The organism is Candidatus Margulisiibacteriota bacterium (assembly GCA_041661965.1).
Classification (GTDB): Bacteria; Margulisbacteria; WOR-1; order O2-12-FULL-45-9; family XYB2-FULL-48-7; genus XYB2-FULL-45-9.
In genome coordinates this window covers 195,425-213,020 of sequence record JBAZTH010000001.1, presented here as the reverse complement: position 1 = coordinate 213,020, position 17,596 = coordinate 195,425, and the positions used below count along the sequence as shown (strand labels likewise).

At 52.3% G+C, this 17,596-nt stretch carries 23 protein-coding genes and 1 tRNA gene; 3 read left to right on the top strand and 21 right to left on the bottom strand.

All coding sequences use genetic code 11. From position 1 onward, the window contains the following. Positions 1 to 105: 105 nt before the first annotated feature. Positions 106 to 1,053 carry a nucleotidyltransferase domain-containing protein gene (locus tag WC772_00895; protein MFA6169314.1) on the top strand — a complete coding sequence of 316 codons (948 nt, stop codon included), beginning with the start codon at positions 106 to 108 and terminating at the stop codon, positions 1,051 to 1,053. Here the strand turns inward: WC772_00895 and rimI are convergent. The 8 genes from rimI to WC772_00855 form a co-directional block, all read right to left on the bottom strand. Then, a complete protein-coding gene (gene rimI, locus WC772_00890) occupies positions 1,028 to 1,441 on the bottom strand; it encodes a ribosomal protein S18-alanine N-acetyltransferase (GenBank protein MFA6169313.1) in 414 nt (137 codons plus the stop codon). The genes WC772_00895 and rimI overlap by 26 nt on opposite strands. Then, positions 1,434 to 2,093: a tRNA (adenosine(37)-N6)-threonylcarbamoyltransferase complex dimerization subunit type 1 TsaB gene (tsaB, locus tag WC772_00885; GenBank protein ID MFA6169312.1), complete on the bottom strand. Its 660-nt coding sequence runs from the start codon at positions 2,091 to 2,093 to the stop codon at positions 1,434 to 1,436. The genes rimI and tsaB overlap by 8 nt, the downstream gene beginning before the upstream one ends. Further along, complete coding sequence (tsaE, locus tag WC772_00880) at positions 2,057 to 2,491, bottom strand: tRNA (adenosine(37)-N6)-threonylcarbamoyltransferase complex ATPase subunit type 1 TsaE (protein MFA6169311.1); 435 nt, start codon at positions 2,489 to 2,491, stop codon at positions 2,057 to 2,059. The genes tsaB and tsaE overlap by 37 nt, the downstream gene beginning before the upstream one ends. Positions 2,492 to 2,544: 53 nt before the next feature. Then, positions 2,545 to 3,183 carry a 2-amino-4-hydroxy-6-hydroxymethyldihydropteridine diphosphokinase gene (folK, locus tag WC772_00875; protein ID MFA6169310.1) on the bottom strand — a complete coding sequence of 213 codons (639 nt, stop codon included), beginning with the start codon at positions 3,181 to 3,183 and terminating at the stop codon, positions 2,545 to 2,547. Positions 3,184 to 3,185: 2 nt separating this feature from the next. Further along, positions 3,186 to 4,376, bottom strand: a complete 1,191-nt coding sequence (gene folP, locus WC772_00870; GenBank protein ID MFA6169309.1) for a dihydropteroate synthase — start codon at positions 4,374 to 4,376, stop codon at positions 3,186 to 3,188. Continuing rightward, entirely contained in the window at positions 4,369 to 5,748 is a 1,380-nt protein-coding gene (gene tilS, locus WC772_00865) for a tRNA lysidine(34) synthetase TilS (GenBank protein MFA6169308.1), read from the bottom strand. Before tilS ends, folP begins: the two co-directional genes overlap by 8 nt. A 12-nt stretch (positions 5,749 to 5,760) precedes the next feature. After that, positions 5,761 to 6,060: a hypothetical protein gene (locus WC772_00860; protein MFA6169307.1), complete on the bottom strand. Its 300-nt coding sequence runs from the start codon at positions 6,058 to 6,060 to the stop codon at positions 5,761 to 5,763. 12 nt (positions 6,061 to 6,072) lie between these two features. Continuing rightward, positions 6,073 to 6,146, bottom strand: a tRNA-Met gene (locus tag WC772_00855). A 105-nt stretch (positions 6,147 to 6,251) separates the two neighbouring features. On the opposite strand from WC772_00855, the gene WC772_00850 reads away from it, so the two are divergent. After that, positions 6,252 to 6,677, top strand: coding sequence for a response regulator (locus WC772_00850; GenBank protein ID MFA6169306.1), 426 nt, complete (start codon positions 6,252 to 6,254; stop codon positions 6,675 to 6,677). 28 nt (positions 6,678 to 6,705) lie between these two features. On the opposite strand, the gene nadA is transcribed toward WC772_00850, so the two are convergent. Both nadA and mnmA read right to left on the bottom strand, forming a co-directional pair. After that, a complete protein-coding gene (gene nadA / locus WC772_00845) occupies positions 6,706 to 7,623 on the bottom strand; it encodes a quinolinate synthase NadA (GenBank protein MFA6169305.1) in 918 nt (305 codons plus the stop codon). Beyond that, positions 7,592 to 8,665, bottom strand: a complete 1,074-nt coding sequence (mnmA, locus tag WC772_00840) for a tRNA 2-thiouridine(34) synthase MnmA (GenBank protein MFA6169304.1) — start codon at positions 8,663 to 8,665, stop codon at positions 7,592 to 7,594. Before mnmA ends, nadA begins: the two co-directional genes overlap by 32 nt. Before the next feature lie 15 nt (positions 8,666 to 8,680). Between mnmA and WC772_00835 the strand changes: the two genes are divergently transcribed. Next, a complete protein-coding gene (locus WC772_00835; GenBank protein MFA6169303.1) occupies positions 8,681 to 9,232 on the top strand; it encodes a hypothetical protein in 552 nt (183 codons plus the stop codon). Here the strand turns inward: WC772_00835 and nifU are convergent. The 11 genes from nifU to secD form a co-directional block, all read right to left on the bottom strand. After that, a complete protein-coding gene (nifU, locus tag WC772_00830; protein MFA6169302.1) occupies positions 9,229 to 9,657 on the bottom strand; it encodes a Fe-S cluster assembly scaffold protein NifU in 429 nt (142 codons plus the stop codon). The genes WC772_00835 and nifU overlap by 4 nt on opposite strands. A gap of 13 nt (positions 9,658 to 9,670) precedes the next feature. Further along, positions 9,671 to 10,852, bottom strand: coding sequence for a cysteine desulfurase NifS (nifS, locus tag WC772_00825; protein ID MFA6169301.1), 1,182 nt, complete (start codon positions 10,850 to 10,852; stop codon positions 9,671 to 9,673). After that, a complete protein-coding gene (locus WC772_00820) occupies positions 10,849 to 11,259 on the bottom strand; it encodes an RrF2 family transcriptional regulator (GenBank protein MFA6169300.1) in 411 nt (136 codons plus the stop codon). Before WC772_00820 ends, nifS begins: the two co-directional genes overlap by 4 nt. A gap of 54 nt (positions 11,260 to 11,313) precedes the next feature. Continuing rightward, a complete protein-coding gene (larE, locus tag WC772_00815; GenBank protein MFA6169299.1) occupies positions 11,314 to 12,111 on the bottom strand; it encodes an ATP-dependent sacrificial sulfur transferase LarE in 798 nt (265 codons plus the stop codon). A 65-nt stretch (positions 12,112 to 12,176) separates the two neighbouring features. Continuing rightward, entirely contained in the window at positions 12,177 to 12,626 is a 450-nt protein-coding gene (locus WC772_00810) for a 3D domain-containing protein (GenBank protein MFA6169298.1), read from the bottom strand. 262 nt (positions 12,627 to 12,888) lie between these two features. Continuing rightward, entirely contained in the window at positions 12,889 to 13,335 is a 447-nt protein-coding gene (locus tag WC772_00805) for a ferritin family protein (protein MFA6169297.1), read from the bottom strand. Beyond that, on the bottom strand, positions 13,335 to 13,910 hold the full coding sequence (locus WC772_00800; protein MFA6169296.1) for a rubrerythrin family protein: 576 nt from the start codon (positions 13,908 to 13,910) through the stop codon (positions 13,335 to 13,337). The genes WC772_00805 and WC772_00800 overlap by 1 nt, the downstream gene beginning before the upstream one ends. Before the next feature lie 82 nt (positions 13,911 to 13,992). Continuing rightward, the gene (locus tag WC772_00795) at positions 13,993 to 14,568 is read right to left on the bottom strand and encodes a GerMN domain-containing protein (GenBank protein ID MFA6169295.1); all 576 of its coding nucleotides are present in this window, start codon (positions 14,566 to 14,568) and stop codon (positions 13,993 to 13,995) included. Between the two features lie 92 nt (positions 14,569 to 14,660). Further along, positions 14,661 to 15,131, bottom strand: a complete 471-nt coding sequence (locus WC772_00790) for a hypothetical protein (protein MFA6169294.1) — start codon at positions 15,129 to 15,131, stop codon at positions 14,661 to 14,663. A 166-nt stretch (positions 15,132 to 15,297) separates the two neighbouring features. Further along, positions 15,298 to 16,176, bottom strand: a complete 879-nt coding sequence (gene secF / locus WC772_00785) for a protein translocase subunit SecF (protein ID MFA6169293.1) — start codon at positions 16,174 to 16,176, stop codon at positions 15,298 to 15,300. Between the two features lie 6 nt (positions 16,177 to 16,182). Next, a complete protein-coding gene (gene secD, locus WC772_00780) occupies positions 16,183 to 17,517 on the bottom strand; it encodes a protein translocase subunit SecD (GenBank protein MFA6169292.1) in 1,335 nt (444 codons plus the stop codon). Positions 17,518 to 17,596: the final 79 nt, after the last annotated feature.

The following is a 17,596-nucleotide window of genomic DNA, read 5'->3' as shown; positions in this document are numbered from 1 at the left end:
CGGGCTCCAATTCCCCTTTCTATTTTGGGAGAGGTCGAGACGCGAGATATTAACGGTAAAACATGGGAGATCGTGCGGGAACCCAACCTCTGGAAGCCGTTTGAAATGGCACATGAAAATAATGGTACTTTTTTTAGTTTTTGCCGTGACGCTAGCTTGGTTTATCTGAATACAAACGGCCCTACCAGTTGGCGAGATAATTTCGACAAAATATTGGTAAATGGCCAGGGAAAGATCGAGATTGCGACCAGTGTCGATCCCCTCGCGGTAAAACTATTTGGCACCGCTTTGGCCTCTCTATTAAGACGTCACTTTGACTTAAGGGTTTATTTTGTCGAGGGGAATAAAGAGATCGGCTTGGGCAGACCAATTATCGGAACAACTGAAACCGAAGAAATTTTCAAGCCGCATCGGGAACTTGTGTCAAAAGGCTGCGTAATGGTCTCGGATTGTGATTATGACCCGGCCGGTAATTATGTCGGTTTGGGAGGGGGGAATGTCATTGCGCTTGGCGTTCCTCCTCAAGAAGAAAAAACAGCAAACCAGCCCGTTTCTCCCGCAACTTCCGCTTCGCCAGAACTATCAAGAAAAAGAATCGACTTGGTCCGCAATTTTTTGGCTGCCGGGCAAGCCCCAAATATCAGGGCAGTTATTGTATTCGGCAGCACCGCCCGCGGCCAAGCCAGAACGAACAGCGATCTTGATTTGATGTTAGTTTGCCAGACAGCCAACCGTCACGAAGAAGAGAAATTTATAACCACCCTGTGTTCCCTGCCGGATTGCCCGGAAATTCTGCTCCCGCCGACGCCAATAATTCCTGATGAGCCGGATATTTTTGCGCGGGAAGTCAGCCTTAAATTTATCCCCTTTTATTTATTGGAAAGAATAGGCATTAAAGTCTCCGGCGCGGGGCTTGATCCCAGCAAAGCTTTTATCGAAGACTACGTGGTCGTCGCGAGAACTTCGGAAGAAGCCGAACAAATTCGAGCCAAGATCGAAGCCAAGAAAGCGGAAATCCTAAACCAGCTCACTCAAATGGGATCCTCCTCATGACCAGGGCGTCTTCGTTATCAGGATAATACTGTTTCCGGGTACTGATCACTTTAAAACCGTACCGTTCGTAAACGCTTTTCGCCGTCTCGTTGGAAGCCCTGACCTCCAGGAAAAAGACATCTTCGTCGTTTAAGACATGCTGCATCAGACGTTTCGCGATCCCCTGCCCCCGGTAATCGGGATCGACCGCCATGTTAATGATATGGGTCTCGTCGATGACCTTCTCGATCCCAATGTAGCCGACCACTTTATTGCCGTCTTTCGCGACCAGATACTTATGTTCATCCTCGCGGAAGATCGATTCCGGTTTCGGGAAACGGAAACATTTCGCCTCGATCGCCACGACCTGGGCGATCTCTTTTTCTTTCAAGGGAATTATCTCAATCATGATACTCGCGGATATTCGGTTTGTGGGAATAATGAGGCGCCAGCTTAAGCAGATCAGCCCGCTCTCCGTTCCTGATCTTCTCCAGCCCCAGCCGGGCGACATTTAGACCGTAAGGAATAGAGTGAGCCTCTTCAGCAAAAAAGAAATTCTCACCTAACCCCCGCTCCTTCAAGCCGTTAATATTACCGACTAAATGAAGCGGACCGATGATCTTCTTTAATTTTTCAACCAAGGCGTCAAGTTTAACCACCAGATCATTGGTCACCCGCTGGAGTTTTCCGCCTTTGGCGCTGAATAAAGCGAAGTTGTACTCGTCGGCCCGGGCATCGAGGACGACCGCCATCGTCCCTTCGATGTCGATCAGATTATAAGCGATCGCTTCCAGGGTATTGACCCCCACGATCGGAATATTTAAAGCCTGGGCCAGCGATTTGGCGGCGGTGACGCTCCCTCTTAAGCCCGAATAAGAACCGGGACCGATCGCCACGGCGACCGCTTCGAGCTGTTCCGGTTCGATCCCCGCTTCTTTCACGTAGAAGATCACCCGTTCCGACTGGGCGCCGGCCACGGTCGTTTCGACCAAAACCTTGGTCTCGTCGATCAGGCCGATACTGACTACTTTAGTCGCGCTGCTAATCCCGAGGAGACGCATATTTCCCTCTCATTTTCATCGATCAGTTTGATCTCGATCGTTTCTCTTTTCGCCGGTAAAAGCTCGGTCATCCGCTCCGCCCACTCGATCAGGCAGACCCCGCCCCGCTGAAAATATTCCTCAACCCCCAGCTCTTCGATCGAGCCAAGGTCTTCCAGCCGGTAGAGGTCGAAATGGTAAAGCGGTAAGCGCCCTTGGTACTCATTGATAATAATAAAGGTCGGCGAAGTAACGTAATCCTTGACCCCCAGGCCAGCCGCGATCCCCTGGATCAAGGTAGTCTTCCCGGCTCCCAGGGTCCCGGTCAGGGCAATCAAATCGTTAGCTTGAAGAATCGAACCGATCCGTGTTCCCAGAACAATTGTTTCCCCAGCATTCTTGGTTACGATAATTGCCATAATTTTAAGCTTACAGCTGTAAGCTTAAAGCTTTATGCTGCAAGATTTTTCCTCTACCAGCGTTCGTAATCGTCCAGGTTCGCCCCTTTAATTTCTTTAAACCCGGGGAGTTCGTCATCGTAGGTATCGCCGTGCTCCGCTTTTTTCTCGTCGTAGATCATCTCGATCGTTTTTTCCAGCACCGGATGGATCAAGCGCGGGGCGATTTCCTTGAGCGGTTTCAAAACGAAGAGCCGCTCGTGCATCAGCGGATGGGGGATTTGCAGGTTGTCGTCGGAAACGATCATCTCGTCATACAAAAGGATGTCGATGTCCATCGTCCGCGGACCCCACTCGAGTTCCCGTTCCCGGCCGAGCGCCGCTTCGATCTCCTGGCAGACATCAAGCAATTTCTGTGGGGCGAGTTTGGTCCGGATCTCGACCGCGGCGTTAATGAACTTCGGCTGTTCGCTGTTCCCCTCCGGTTCGGTCTCGTAATTGGCCGAACGTTTGGTCACCTGGATGTACGGGTTCTTTTCCAGCAGGAAAACCGCCTGTTCGACATATTCCTCGCGGTCGCCGACGTTGGAGCCGAGTCCGAGATAAGCCATCACCAATCCGCCTTTTTTGGGCGCCTTCTTGACGCTCGCCTTTTTAACCGGGGCCTTTTTCTTGACCGGTTTTTTAGCCGGTTTCTTGGCCGCTTTCTTCATGGTCATTTCCTCCTAACGATTGAATCCGCCATTTTAACGACTTGGCTAATCTCTTTGACGTCGTGGACCCGGACGATGTCGGCCCCGTTTTGGACCGCCAGCGCGGTCACCGCCGCCGTCCCTAGGAGCCGCTCCGTCGGGGGAAGCGCCAGGACCTGGCCGATCAGCGATTTGCGCGACGGTCCGATCAGGATCGGCCGCCCCAGGCTTTTCAACTCCTTGAGCCGCCGCACGATCTCTAAATTATGATCCAGGGTCTTGCCGAAACCGAGGCCGGGATCGATCACAAATTTATCAGGTAGTATACCAGCATTTAACCCGATTTCAAGGCTTTGTTCCAAAGAAGCGATTATCTCTCCCATTAAGTCGTTATATTTAGGGTTGGCCTGCATCCGGCGCGGGGTCCCGCTGGAATGCATGACGCAGACCGGTATTTTATATTTGGCAACAACCGCCGCCATTTTTTTGTCGAAGCGAAAGCCGCTGACATCGTTGACGAAATCAGCCCCCGCCTCCAGAGCCGCGGCGGCAACCGCCGCTTTCCGGGTATCGACCGACAGGGGCATTTTCCCCGCCAGCTTTTTGATCACCGGGACGACCCGGGCGATCTCGGTCTTGGTTGGAACGGTCCTTGACCCCGGCCGGGTCGATTCGCCGCCGATATCGATCAGGTCGGCCCCGGCCGCGAACAAGGCTTCCGCCCGCGCGGCCGCGGCGGCCGGGTCGCTGAAGCAGCCGCCGTCGGAAAACGAATCCGGCGTGACATTAACGATCCCCATGATAAACGTCCGTCGACCGAAATGAAAGGTCCGCTTGCCGATCGAAAGCGCCGGGAGCGGACGATCGACGGCGGTCAGGACCTTTTCAATCTCCGCGCCGACCGCGGGGAGGCCAAATTGGTGAGCCTTCAGTTTTTTAGCGATGGACAGGAGCTGGCGAATGGTCCCAAAAAGGAGGACCCCGGTCGTTTTCACCGAATGATTGATCGAACCGTAAGCGGTCGCCGCTTCCGCGCCGTAAGAGAGGCTCTCCTGCTTCAAAATGTTGGCCGCTACCGGACGAAGCGCGCCGATCTTAAGCACCCGGAAAGCCGCCTTCGGGGCCATAATCCTGATCCCGGCCGGCTCAACTCCCAGCACGGCCAATTCTTCGGCCGCTTCGGCCGCGTTATTTATTTCTATAATTCTAGCCATTTTTTACCAGCTCCAGTTTTAAGATCCGCCGGGTAGTCGCGGTCACTTTCGAGCGCTCATCGAGGCGCAGCTCCCCCAACCAGATGATCCGGCCGGCGCTCTCAAAGACCGGTACGGCGTCCCGTTTCTCCTGGGGAACCTTCTCGTCGACTAAAAAATCCTGAAGTTTTTTCGTCCCGGCCAAACCAAGGGGCTGGAACCGGTCGCCGGGAAGCTTATTTCTGACGATAATATCCCGACCGAGCGAATCTTGGTCCACGTAGGCGACCTCCGGGCCGGCCGGACCAAGAGCGGCTCCTTCAGTCGCCCGGACCAGCCGCCCGATCTCCGGGATCGTCGTCTCGCCGGGGACCAGGACCGCGTAGCGGAAGGGTTCGATCTTTTCCATCTTCAGGCGCTCCCGACTGACCGTCAGGTTCATCCCATCGCCGTAGACCATGATCCCGTCGGGAAGATGAAGCTCCCACTTTTTAGCCGTGGGAAGCTGGTCGATGATCGAGCGGACATGATTAAAGGAAAGTTCGGTGAGGTTTCCTTTGACTTTTTCGATCGCCAAACGAAGAAGATGACGCTTGATCGCCAGCGGATATTCGAACAATTTGGTCAGGTTGAGCCTTACCAGCCCCTCTTTCTCTTCCAGGATAATCTTGGCCATCAGCTCTTCGGTCTCGCTCTCCAGATAATAACGGTCTTCATTGAGCATCAGGACCGTCTGCAGTAAGATCTCTTTGATGTTCATGTTGTAAAGCTTAAGCTGGGGAACCAATTTCAGGCGGATGCTGTTGCGCATGTATTTCGATTCGTAGTTGGTGTAGTCGCGGCGGGGGATCATTTTTAAGGCGCTGACGTAGTCTTCCACTTCCCGGCGCCAAACCTTGATCAGCGGGCGGACGATCCGCCCTCGCCGGGCCGGAATACTGCAGAGCCCCTTCAAGCCGGAGCCGCGCAGGAGACGCATCAGAAAGGTCTCGATATTATCTTCAGCGGTATGCCCGACGGCAATTTTTTGGGCGCCGATCTTATCGGCCAATCGCTCAAAAAAGTCATAGCGGGCGAGCCTGGCCGCCGCTTCGATCCCCAGCCGCTCGGCTGACGCCAAGGCGGCCACGTCGCGCGCCTCGACACTGATCGGCAGGCCCATTTTCTGGGCCAACCCTTCCACGAACCGGACGTCGAGTTCGGCGTCGTTCTTACGGAGCAGATGGTTTAAGTGCGCGACATGGAGAGAGAGCCCAAGCTGTTCTTTATATTCGTTGAGCAGGCTAAGCAAAGCGCAGGAGTCCGGTCCGCCGGAAACCGCCACCACGACCGTTTCGCCAGGTGAAAACATCTGGTATTCCGCGATCGCATCTAAAAATTCGTCTTTGATCATTGCCGTCCTTCCTTAATGAGGAATAGTAAAGGGGACCCCAAGATAACAGCGCCTGGCGCAGTAAGCGGCGTAAATAAAGGAAGCGAAGCCGACCGAAGTTTCGATCACCTCGAGATGAGGAACATAAAAAACCAGCCAGATCGAATTAACGATCATCCGGGCGGCAAAAAAGACCACAAAAATGATCGTCCAGAGAAGAAGCGCCTGGCGGGCGTGATAATTCAGGTACTCGCTGTGCTTCTCGGTTAAAACGAGGTAGATCGAAGGGACCCACGTCAGGTAGCACAAGACGGCCAAAGTTTTATCTTTCATATTAAGTATCCATGCCGGGGGCCAGGATCGAACTGGCGACCTAGGGCTTATGAGTCCCTCGCTCTAACCAACTGAGCTACCCCGGCCTGTTTTATCGTCCTTATTTAGAATAACACAACCGAATTTTTATTGCAATAATCGTCTCCTGATGCTAAAATGACAGCCGGATTTCATAGAAGGGGGAGAGTAACTTGCCAGAAAACGTTAAGATCATGGTTGTCGACGATGAACCATCGGTATTGGAATCATTCAAAATGATCCTGAAGATCAAGGATTATGATGTTGCCACCTTCCCCGACGGCCCCACCGCCCTCGCCGGGATCGAAAAAGGAAAGTTCGACCTCGCCTTTATCGATTACAAGCTCCCCGGAATGGACGGGTTGGAAGTCCTGCGCAAACTTAAAGAGCTCGATCCCGCGATCGAAGTTATTATCGTGACCGCTTACGCGACCGAATCGTCGCACGCCAACGCCATTACCCTCGGCGCGCTGGAATATCTGCGCAAGCCCTTCCTGATGGAAGAGATCTATGAGTTGGTGGAACGTGGTTTGCGGCGGAAACGGACCAAAGCGAGCCGTAAAGACGAAAGCGGCCCGTCACTGACCGGCATTCATTAACCCCTCGACTCACTTCGTTCGCTCGGGATCAATCCTGCCGGCCTACCGCCAGCATCCGCAAGATAGCCTGCTCCGCTTTGACCCTGACCGTTTCATCAACTTTCACGACCGTCTTCATGTCTTCCAGCGACCAGAGAACTTTTTCTAACGTGGTCATTTTCATGTTCGGGCAAACCGCCAGATCGGTCACCGGATAAAAGTTTTTACCGGGATTTTCCTTGTTCAGACGGTGGATGATCCCGATCTCCGTTCCGATAATAAATTCCCGGTCCGGCGAGTTCTTAACGTACTTCAGCATCCCGTCGGTTGAAAGGGACTGGTCGGCCAGCGCGACGACGTCGGGGCGGCATTCCGGATGGACCAAAACCTTGGCCTCCGGCCTTTGCCTTTTGGCTTCAAGAACCTGTTGCGGCATGATCTTGGCGTGGGTCGGGCAATAGCCGGGAAAAAGGACCAGCTTTTTTTCCGGCACCGCTTTTTGGGTGTTGAGCCCAAGAAATTTATCAGGCACAAAAATGATCTCTTTATCCGGCAAGGAACGGACAACCGCGACGGCGTTGGCGGAAGTGCAACAGATATCCGATTCCGCTTTGACCGCGGCGCTGGAGTTAACGTAACAAACGACCGGCACGCCGGGATGTTCGGTTTTTAAAGCGCGCAATTTTTCCGCGTCGATCATGTTGGCCATCGGACAGCCGGCGTTGCTCTCCGGGATCAAGACAGTTTTATCCGGCGAAAGGATAGCGGCAGTCTCGGCCATAAAATCGACGCCGCAGAAGACAATGACCCGGGCGGTTGCCTTGGACGCTTCGATCGACAGGCCAAGCGAATCGCCGACATAATCGGCCGCATCCTGGACCTCCCCCGGCTGGTAGTTGTGGGCCAGAATGACCGCCTGGCGCAGGGTTTTGAGCTTATTGATCTTTTCGACTAATGATTCCGCCACCGATTACTTCCTCTCCTTGGTAAAAAACGACCGATTGACCGGGGGTGATCGCTAATTGCGGTTCGGCAAAGCTGACCTTGACCGTCCCATTCCCCAAATCGCTGATCGTTGCCTTGGCCGCTTTAGCATTATAACGTATTTTCGCTTCTATTTGGCTAGGGGGCTCCCCTGACACAAAAGTGACTTCGTCTGCGGATAAAACCGTTCCGTAAGTCTCTTCCTTTGTCCCGATAATGACCGCGTTTTGCGCCCGGTCGAGGCCAATTACATAACGCGGCTCACGGTGCGCTCCGATCCCTTTCCGCTGGCCAATAGTGTAAAAAGCGATTCCTTCATGCTCCCCGACTTTATGTCCGGCGGAATCGAGGATCGGTCCTGGCTTGACCGCTTCGGGAACCTTTTCCCGAATAAAACGGGCGTAGTCGTCATCTTCGATAAAACAGATCTCCTGGCTCTCTTTCTTCTCGGCGACCGCTAAACCCAGCGCCCTCGCCTTAGCCCGAACCTCTTCTTTGGTCATCTCCCCTAACGGGAAAAGTGTGCGGGCCAATTGGTCCTGCGTCAGCCGGTAAAGAAAATACGACTGGTCTTTCTTCTGGTCTTTCCCTTTGAGAAGTTTAAAGCCCCTAACTCTGGCGTAATGCCCCGTCGCTACATATTCCGCCCCCAGCTCGCGCGCTTTCCGCATCAGAAGGTTGAACTTCAGGAACTGGTTGCAGCGGACGCAGGGATTGGGGGTCCGGCCGTTCTTATACTCATCGATAAAGTTTTGGATAACCGTTTGTTCAAACTCGCTCTTAAAGTTGACGACGTAGTGCGGGATCCCCAGTTTGGCCGCCACTTTTTGGGCATCGATCGCCGCTTCGGCCGAACAGCAGCTCCGGTCCGACCCCTTGGTCGAGCAATAAAGGCTCATCGTCACGCCGATCAGTCTCCACCCCTGCTCGATCAGCAAAGCGGCCGCCACGGAGGAGTCGACTCCGCCGGACATGGCAATAACCGCCGTTTTCCTGTTTCCCTTGAAATTTAGGGTGTTTTCCATAGATATAAGTATATCATGATCAATAAATTACGCGGCAGCGGCGCTCCGGGAGCGAATCACCAGTTCAACCGCTTGCTGGCAAAACTGCCGACGCCGGCGGAACGAGACAAAGCCAGGATCCAGGCGATCAACGGCTATCTGCGCGCCGACGCGATAGTCATGGCAGTCCGCCTCTCACGCTCGATCGAATCGCCGAGCCAGCGTTTTGCGCTCCAGATGGAAAGATTCGTCGAGCCGCATCTTTATGACGATCATCATACGATCGCGCTTGAATTGCTCTCTGACGATTTTGCCGCTTACGCGAAAACACTCCCGACCGCGGAGCGGCTTCCTCTCCTGGCGAAGATCGCCAAAAAAATCGCGCAAATGGACGGCAGAACGAACTGGTTTAGCAACGAGATCGATTACGTTCTTAAAGAGGCGGCAAAATGCGTAATTTCCAATCTCCAGCCTTTGACCGCCGGAGAAAGAGAACGCTTAGTGGAGGCCATTACCTGCCAGTGGGGAAACTTCAGAACGACCAGTCATCATGATCGGTTGATCGCTTGGCTGAACAAGACCTATTAATGGCCGCAGATCGGTTCGTCCGACGGTTTAAAACCGGGGAGCCCTTGGCCGGTCGTCTTCTTTAGGTAATCGTCGATCGCCGCCTTGACCGCTTCTTCCGCCAGAACGGAACAGTGCATTTTAACCGGCGGCAGGCCGTCCAGCGCTTCCGCGACCGCTTTGTTGGTCAACTTCAGCGCCTCTTCGATCGTCTTCCCTTTGATCATCTCGGTCGACATGGAAGAGGTGGCGATCGCCGCCCCGCAGCCAAAGGTCTTGAACTTAACGTCGGTAATTACGTTGTCCTTCACTTTAATGTACATCTCCATGATATCGCCGCAGGTCGGGTTGCCGACCTTGCCGATACCATCCGGATTTTCCATCTCCCCGACGTTCCGGGGATGGCGGAAATGCTCCATCACTTTTTCACTATAATTACTGGCCATATTATTCCTCCTCTTATTTACAAGTGTACAATGGCGACATTTTTCGCAAACGCTCCACGATCGGCGGAAAGACTTCCAGGACCCGGTCGACTTCCGCTTCGGTCGTGTATTTTCCCAGGGAAAAACGGATCGAGCCATGCGCCAGCTCGTGCGGCAGGCCGATCGCCAGCAAAACATGCGACGGTTCCAGCGAGCCAGAACTGCAGGCCGAGCCGGTCGAAGCGGCAATCCCCTCCATGTCGAGGCTAAGGAGCATCGATTCCCCTTCGACATATTTGATCGTGATATTCAGGTTGTTCGGCAGGCGCTCTAGCGGATGACCGTTAAGCTGGCTTTCCGGGATCCTGGCCAGCAAGCCGTCTTTTAATTTATCGCGCAATTTAGCGACCCTGGCGTCTTCATCGTCCATCTCTTGAAGGGCTATCTCGGCCGCTACGCCAAACCCAACGATCCCGGGGACATTCTCGGTCGAACCCCGTTTCCCCCCTTCTTGCGCGCCGCCATGGAGGAAACTGGTCAAGCGGGTCCCCTTACGGATGTATAAAGCGCCGACCCCTTTCGGGCCGTAAAGTTTATGAGCGGAGATCGATAACAGGTCAACGCCGAGCTCGTCAACATTGATCGGCAGGTGTCCGGCAGTCTGGACCGCGTCGGTATGAAAGTAGGTTTTGGTACCGAGGGCCGCCTTCCGTTCTTTAATAACTTTGGCGATCGCGGCCAGCGGCTGAACCGTTCCTATCTCGTTATTGGCATGCATCACGGAGACCAGGATCGTTTTGGCTTCGATCGCTTTGGCAACTTCAGCCGGATCGACCAGGCCGTATTTATCGACCGGCAAGACGGTTACCCGAAAGCCCCGTTTTTTCAGAAAATCGGCGCATTCTGTAACAGCGTGATGTTCAATCCCGGAAATAATGAGGTGATCCGCCTGTTTTTCGTTGGCAAAAGCGACCCCGATTAAAGCGTGATTGTCGGCTTCGGTCCCGCCGGAAGTAAAAACAATTTCCGCCGGTTTAGCGCCGATCAACTTAGCGACCTGTTCGCGGGCTTTTTCGACGGCGCTCCTGGTTTCCTGGCCAAAACTGTGGATCGAGGAGGGATTGCCGAATTTCTCGTTAAAGTACGGCAGCATGGCGGTCACGACCCGCTGATCGGTCGGAGTAGTAGCGGCATAGTCAAAGTATATTCTGTTCATTTTTTCTCCTTTGGACAAAGGTCAGCCAGAGTGGTCTGGTCAAACAACAATGCCACTTTTTTGCTTAAATTATGCCAAAGGTTACGGGTTGAGCAGCATCCTCCGCCAGTGCAGTGGACCCGGGAAGAAACGCAGCTGGCCAGTTTGATCGGACCGTCGGTCGCCCGGATCACTTCCCCAACACTGATCTTCGCCGGTTCCTTAGCCAGATAATGACCGCCAGCCGGTCCCCTGACGGTCTTAATTATACCGGCTTTTTTTAATTTCAACAGTAACTGTTCAAGATAGTTCAGGGCAATCCCCTGCCTCTTGGAAATAGTTTTCGCCTGGATCGGCTCCCCATTGGCATTGGTCGCCAGATCAAACAAGGCGGTTACGGCATAGCGGCTCTTGGTTGAAAGCTTCATAATAAAATACTAACTTACTTGACTTATTTTGTCAAGTATACGAGGTCGCTGATTTTAGAGGTTTTCGTTAAGACTGCCGGTCCGATAGCCTTTGAGGTCGAGGGTCACGTAGAAATACCCGAGCTGTTCAAAGTATTTAGTGATCTCCGGCATCACCCCTTCTTCCATGACCTTGGGGATCTCCTCCTGTTCCAGCTCGATCCGGGCGATCGAACCATGATGCCGCACTCTGACCTGGCCAAAACCTTTTTCTTTTAAGTATTGCTCTCCCCGGCCGATCTGCGCGATGATCTCCGGCGTGATCCTTGTTCCATAAGGGATCCTCGATGATAGGCAAGCCAAAGATGGCTTGTCCCAGTTGGGCAAATCTAGCTGTTTAGCCCGCTGGCGAATCTCCGCTTTGGTCAAACCCACCTCTTGCAAAGGACTGCGGACCCCGAACTCCCCTTTCGCCCGGCTCCCAGGCCGAAAGTCTCCCAGGTCATCAAAATTCGACCCGTCAACGACATGTTCATATCCTTTTTCCATGGCCAATTGACGCAGTTTGGAAAATAATTCTTTTTTACAAAAATAACAGCGCTCTTTTGAATTACAAAGAAAATTTTCATCGCTGAACTCTTCGGTCTTGATCTGGCGGCACTCCGCGCCAATTTGATCAGCCAAAACAATCGCGGCGGTCAGCTCTTCCAGGGGATAAGTCGGCGATTCGGCTATCACCGCGAGGACATTTTCAGGCCCTAATTGGAGTGCCTCTTTGAGGAGGAGAGAACTGTCAATTCCACCAGAATAGGCAACCACAACCCGTCCCATTTCGGAGAGTATTTTTCTTAATTGTTCTAATTTTAGCTCCATTAAGAGGATAATACCCTATTTTAATGACAAAAAAAAGCCCTCCGGTCATCCCGGAGGGCAACTGATTACGACTTCACGATATAAAATTCAACGTCTCTTTTTCCGTACTTAACCGCGTCACCGTAACTCCGGAACCAGACGTCGATCCGATCGCTAAACCGTTTATGCATCCGGTCCTCAACCACAAAAATCTGGTTCCCAAACCCTTTGATCATGACCTTGGTCCCAAGGGGGAGGAAATTCGAAGCAACCACCCCTTCCCGGCATTTAGTCCCCATGGCGGTGGTCCAGGGGGTGCTATCGGTCTGGTTGGGTATTGAGTTATAAGCGGTCGAAGTCGCCGACCCACCATAAAATACATGATATTTATGGGAAAAGACCATCGCGTACATATTACTCTCTTTACCTGACGATTTAAGGATCGTAAATGAGACAATAACCAACAATAAAGCAACAATTTTAACCGTTCTTTCATTGTTTTTTAAACATTCACCAATTTTATTCAATATATTCATTTTTTTCTCCTGTTGTTTGGGAATACAAACGGAATGAAAGCCGTGGATCGGCAGCAGATTAAACGTTGGAACCGACGTTGTTGTCCATCATATACTTATCGTCAAGGGAGGGGGTAAAATTGCATCGAATTTTGCCATTTTAGGGGCATTATCTTGATTTTTGGCTTATTTAAGGCGTAAAATAAGCCATTGCCTATATTTTAGGCATATTTTAACCACACAATTAATTATGCGGAAACGCAGGAGGCGCGACGCGGAAGGACTACGCTGAAAGGATCTTACAAATATGGTTCACGGTCTCGGCGTGCTGGCTTTCTTCGCTCGCCAGCTCATGGAACATCTTCTTGGTCTCCTCGTCGGTCGCGCTGGCGGCCGACTTCAGGTAAAAAGCGTGCGCTTCTTTCTCGTCTTTCAGGGCAACCTGACAGACTTCCAAATCGCTGGCTTCACGGTCCGGGATATGCTCTTCGGTCAAAGCGGAAAAAGTAACGTCGACCCCGTCGATCTCGGCGGCGGTCGCCTCATGTCCGCTCAAATGCTTAAATTTCCGAAGCAGTTCGCGATAGTGCTTTTCTTCCTGGGCTTTGATCTTGTTAAGAGCGGTCTTCCCTTCCTGGTTGGTCACCCGTCGCGCCGCCCGGGAATAATATTCGATCGCTTTTTTCTCCGCTTTCAGGGCAATTAAGATGGGCTGTAAATGTTTTGTCATTAATAATTCTCCCCTAGAAGTTCATAATAAGCCTTGGGATGGGCGCAAGCCGGGCAGACATCGGGAGCTTCTTTCCCTTCATGGACATAACCGCAGTTCCGGCAGTGCCATTTGACCACAACGTCTTTCTTGAAAACCTTGCCTTCTCTAATGTTTTTTAGCAACGCCCGGTACCGTTTCTCGTGCTGTTCCTCGACCTCGGCGATCTCTTTGAAAACGGCGGCAATCGCGGCAAAGCCTTCTTCCTTGGCGATCCTGGAGGCATCGGCGTAGAGCTTGGTCCACTCCATTTTTTCGCCGTTGGCCGCTTCTTCCAAATTCTTGGCGGTATCGCCAATCACACCGGCCGGATAGCTGGCGACAATTTCAAGGTCGCCACCTTCCAGAAATTTAAAAAACCGCTTGGCGTGTTCTTTTTCGTTATCGGCGGTTTCCAAAAATATTGCCGCGATCTGCTGGTAATTTTCTTTGATCGCCTGTGAAGCGAAATAAGTATATCGGTTCCGCGCCTGCGATTCGCCGGCAAAAGCGGTCAATAAGTTTTTTTCGGTCTTGGTCCCTTTTAAGCTTTTCATGACTCCCTCCCGTGTGCCATTATTTTACTACAATTTGGGGAAATTGAGAAGCGCCTCCGCTGCTCTAAGGCAGTCTAGGCGATCAAGGTTGAAACAAAGACTCGGGGAGGAACCGAACCTGCTTGACCCCGGAAAATTGTTTGGCGGTCTTTTCGATCTGGGCCGCCAGTAATTCCACCCGCAACGCCCCGCCGGTCGTAAAACCGGGAACATCGGTAAAGACCAGGGTCAAAACACCCCGGTCCAAGTCGGCCCTGATCAATTTGAAAGCAGGATGAGGGAATTCAGTCGTGAAGCCGGCCGCCTTTTCCTCCGCCGTCAGTTCTCCTGCGATCAACAGCCTGATCGTTGCCTTAAGCGGCGCCTTGGTTTCGGGAATTACCCTCTCCACCGGTAAAAGAGCGGCCGGGTTTCCCTCGCCGTCTTGGCCCAGCCGTCTGGCCGCCTGTTCGTTATAGTAATACAACTTAACGACCTGCCCCGTAACCTGGCTTGGGCGGCCTACCAATACCGGCGGTTCAGCCGGTTTTTTCGTCGCCACACCGAGGGACCAAAAACCAAGCAAGACTACCGCGATAAAAAGAACAAAAGCCGTTCCCCACCAAACCCATTGCCAATCGAAACGTGAAGCGGTTTTTTTTGCTTTTTTCTTTTTCACAGGCGGGTTGATTATACCTGAAGGCCGATGGGGAGGCAACCGTGAATTTTTTCCCGAAAAATAAGGCTCCAGCGGGGTCGGATCAATAAAGATTATGCGGCGTAGGTTATGAAGAGCTCTTTGACGACGACTCCATGATTGTAAACTTTGGTTTCCGGGGGGAGATGAGCGATCATTTGATTAAAAAGCGGCGCGTGTTCCGGCAATCTCTCCCCCAACTCTTCCAAAAATTCAACTTCCCGCCGGTAGTGCAAGGTCGTTTTCAGCTCTCCTTGGGAAGTCACCGCGTCAATAATCCGCCAGAGACCGACTTTCTGCCGCTCCGGCGTCCCCCGGGCTTTCTGCGCCAGCTTGAGGGCGGCCGTTTCTCCGCTTCCGGCAATCGCGATCCCGATCAAGCCTTTATTGGAAGACCGCATCAATTTATCCAGCGATAACTTCCCCGCCTTAAGATGGGCAATAATCGCGAATAAATGCCCCCCCGGCCAAACCCCATTAAGGATCGGGTTCGGCAGGTCGATCTCTTGGTTAATAACGATCCGTTCTTTGATGTTGTTTAGCATATACTAATCTTTTCAAGGAACCTGCGAATGAACTTCGCGGTTCCTTGAAAAACAAGGTCTGGAGGAAACCGCGACGTTTAGTCGCAGGTTTCCGACTCGCAAAGATTTATCGGCATATTTATGGGGAAATTTCAACAAAATAGACTTTTTAACAATCCCTGATAGTTTACTTTTTTGATTCGTTATGGTGCCAGAGGGCCAGGAGCGTTGGAGCGACGAAGACGGAAGAATACGCCCCGAGGGTAAATCCGATCAAGAGGGTCAGTGAGAACTCGCGCAATGGTTCACCGCCAAAGATCAAGAGACAGAGGACCATAAAGAGAACGGTCATGACGGTATTAATCGACCGGGACATCGTCTCCCAGATCGAAAGATTAACGATCTCATTGAATTTTTTCTTGGCCAGGCTGGTCTTTTTCAAGTTCTCCCGAATTCGATCGAAAATCACGATCGTATCGTTGATCGAATAACCCATGATCGTCAGAAGCGCCGCCACGAAGGTAATATCAATCTGGCGCCAGAGCAAGGCAATGATCCCGGTCGTAATGATCGCATCATGATAAAGGGCTAAAAGCGCCGCCAAGGCGTATTTAACCTCAAACCGGAAGGAAACGTAGATGATAATGCCAAGCGAGGCCAGGAGCAAAGCCCAGATCGCTTGCTGTCCCAGTTCCTTCCCGATCGTCGGGCCGATAACATCCGCTTCCAGGATCTCCGTCTGGCTGATCTTGGTATTAAAGTCGGCCAGCAATCTGGTCCGGACATCGTTATCAAGCGGCTTGGTCCGGATCAGGATATCCTGGTCGCCGGATTTTTGAATAGTGCTCTCACCCAAACCATAACCATCAAGAACCTGGCGGACCTCCCCGACCGATACCGCCTTGGCAAAGCGGAGGTTAAGCATCGTCCCGCCGGTAAAATCAATCCCAAAGTTCATCGGCTTGCCATGGACCATGAAATTAAAAAGCAAAACAGCAAGAGCCAGCGCAGTCACGATTGCTGAAACGGTCAGAAACATTCTCGATTTTTTGATAATATCAAACATAATTTCCTACTTATAAAGCAATTTCGAATTGGGATCGGTCACGATCTTGGCGTCAACCAGCATATTGAGCATCAGGCGGGTCAGGGTCAAAGCGGTAAACATCGACACTAAGATACCAATCGTCAGGGTAATGGCAAACCCGCGGATCGTCCCGGTCCCGACAAAGAACAGGGTAACCGCCCCGATGATGGTCGTGACGTTGGAATCAAGGATGGCGGCAAAGGCCCGGTCAAAAGCGGCGGCAAAAGAGGCTTTAACCGTTTTGCCAAGCCGTAGTTCCTCTTTTAATCTTTCATAAATAATAACGTTGGCGTCAACCGCCATACCAAGGGTCAGCAGGAACCCGGCAATACCGGGGAGAGTTAAGGTCGTATGAAAAGCGGCCAGGATCGACAGGGTCAAAGGAACGTAGATCGCCAGAGATAGGACCGAGATAAAACCGGGAAGCCGGTAATAAATGACCATAAAAGCGACGATGAACAAAAATCCAAGCACCCCGGCGATCTTGCTCCGATCGATCGAATCTTTACCGAGCGATGGACCGACGATCCTGGTCTCCACCATTTTGACCGGAATCGGCAGGGAGCCGGCTTTCAGTTTAATGACCAGGTCGCGGACATCTTCCGCTTTGAAATTCCCGGAGATCTGGGCGCGACCGGAGGGAATCGGCTCCCTGACGTTCGGAGCGGAAATAACTTTCCGGTCAAGGATAATGGCGATCGGCTTGTTGACCGATCGGGCGGTCACTTCGGCAAAAAGCTTGGCGCCGTTATCGTTAAACTCGATATCAACGACCGGGTTGCCGTATTGGTCAAATCCGGGGAAAGCCCCTTTCAGGTCGGCCCCGGTCAAAACGGTTTTTTTCAGGACGATCGGCTTTTCGCTGACGACCCGCCCATCTTGTTCCTCTTTAACGGTCCCGATCCTGGCCTCGGCGCCGTAAAATTCTTTGACTTTTTCCGGTGAAGCGCCGCGGGCATCGCCCGGAAGCCATTCAGCCTCCACAAATTCCAGCATCGCCGTATCACCGATCAAGGCAATCGCCCTTTCCGGGTCTTTGATGCCGGGAAGTTCAACGATAACCTGGGATTGTCCCTTGCGCTGGATAGTCGGTTCAGAGACCCCCAGCCCGTCGATCCGGTTACGGATGACCGCGACCACGCCGGCCATGGAATCATCGCTGACTTTGACCTTTTCGGTCTCCTGCCCTTCGTAAACCAGGCGGGTACCGCCCTGTAAGTCGAGACCGAGATTGAGCGGGAATTGGATCAACACGTAAACGGAAGCGGCAATAATTCCCAGGATCAACAAAATACGTAATTGATTAATATTTTTAGACATCGGTTGTAAATATAACATATAAAAGCAATGGCTAGCAAGCATTTTTAACCGCGGAATTAATTCCGCGGGTTTCAAACCA